The following is a 1,467-nucleotide window of genomic DNA, read 5'->3' as shown; positions in this document are numbered from 1 at the left end:
AGATTTTCACGAATGGCCCAAGCGCACGGCGTTGTCACGTTAAGGTATTCGAGACGCAAGAGCGTACAGGACGTGCATTTGCCCAGAAATTGGACGGAACTTGGGTGAGAGAAGCGATGCCACGCCGGCAAAGCGTGCGGCGAGCTGTTTGCGATAGAGTGATGCACGCAGTGAATGTCGCTTGCGCGCGAAGTGCTGGCGAATCGGACCGAAGCTCGATAAGGGGACTCTGGTGCAAATAGGCGGTGTATACGAGATTGTTGTTATATAGAGGATAACTCATCAAGCAGACAGGACGGCCTCCCAGACTGCGGGCGCAGTGGTATCTTTGACAACTGATTACGGGTTTCAAGCAGACTGAAGTTGCATTTGATCAGTAATGCATATGTTTCATGAAATGCATGAGTTGGCAAGACAGGCAACGCGAAGCGGAAGTCTGATTTGCGAAGTGATCGACATGGTAACGACGCGCGCGGCCATGGCGCAATGCGCCGGCGAAGTAGCGACAGGCCGCCCTGAGGGCCGCGATCAGCTGCGGCAGTAGTGCCTCAGGTTGATCATCGTGTAGGCGAGCGTCTTGAGCGCGTAGTGCACGGCACTGATGCGTTCGAAGCGCAGCAGCAGGCGGCGGAAGGTGTCCTCCCAGGCGAACACGCGCTCGATGGTGCTGAAGCGCTCCGCGAAGATGGCCGCGTCGAAATGCCGTCTGCGACCGCGCTTCGGTGCCTTGCGCCCACGCGGGTTCTCGGGAATGTTGGGCCTCATGCCGCGGTTGAAGATCGCACGGCGGTTTTCGCGGCAGTCGTAGACGCCATCCAGACTGACGGTTGAGTCCTGCAGGTTCGCACCAATGGCGCGCGCCATGGCGGTGAGTTTGGGTAGCGCGTCACGCAGCAGGGGTGATTCGTTGCGATTGCCCGGCGCCGTCACGAATGGCGCGATGATGTTGCAGTTGCGATCGCAGAAGGCCACCACCTTGTCGCCCTTCAGATGCTTGTGCCCGCTGTAGCCCAGGTTGTCGCCGCCTTTCTTTGCCGCTGTGGTCGTGCCGTCGCCATGGATGTTCGCGAGGTCGAGGAGCGGGTCCCGATGCAGTTGATCGACCGAGCCCGCGAAGACCCGGTCGATGCTGCCGTCAGCCTGCCAGCGTCGCATGATCCGGTAGATGCGGGTGTGGTGGATTTCAGGCAGCCCCTTTGCATCCGTTTCGATCGGCATCATCTTCCATTGACACCCCATATAGAGCGCCTTCAGGACGTAGTTGAACATCCTCTGTAACGGCAACGTCGGCGGCGGGCCGCGCCGGCCCCGGCTCAGGTGCGGCAAGACAAATTGCCCGAACTGCGCTTCACTCAATTTCGTGGGAATCGCCTGCCGGCCATGGTTTGCAGCCATTTTCGCATCCGCAAAGCCCTGACTTTAACCGCTCCCCCCTCGCCAGCTCCGAAAGCCATTCCCGGTGGGGCT

The 1,467-nt window shown here is 59.7% G+C and carries 1 protein-coding gene and 1 pseudogene; both read right to left on the bottom strand.

Going from position 1 to position 1,467, the window contains the following annotated elements; all coding sequences use genetic code 11:
- Positions 1-126: 126 nt before the first annotated feature.
- A pseudogene (locus tag M3I56_RS41495) lies at positions 127-225 on the bottom strand (IS6 family transposase); the annotation flags it as partial.
- A gap of 303 nt (positions 226-528) precedes the next feature.
- Positions 529-1,395: a transposase gene (locus M3I56_RS40500; RefSeq protein ID WP_254358651.1), complete on the bottom strand. Its 867-nt coding sequence runs from the start codon at positions 1,393-1,395 to the stop codon at positions 529-531.
- Between the last annotated feature and the right edge of the window lie 72 nt (positions 1,396-1,467).

The organism is Paraburkholderia sp. CNPSo 3281, from assembly GCF_024206515.1.
Classification (GTDB): Bacteria; Pseudomonadota; Gammaproteobacteria; order Burkholderiales; family Burkholderiaceae; genus Paraburkholderia; species Paraburkholderia nodosa.
Note: the sequence above shows the minus strand (reverse complement) of the source record. Positions and strands in the feature narration are given on the sequence as shown.

Coding starts and splice junctions, on each gene's coding strand:
- M3I56_RS40500 (WP_254358651.1), bottom strand. CDS start 1,395: ATGGCTGCAAACCATGGCCGGCAGGCGATTCCCACGAAATTGAGTGAA.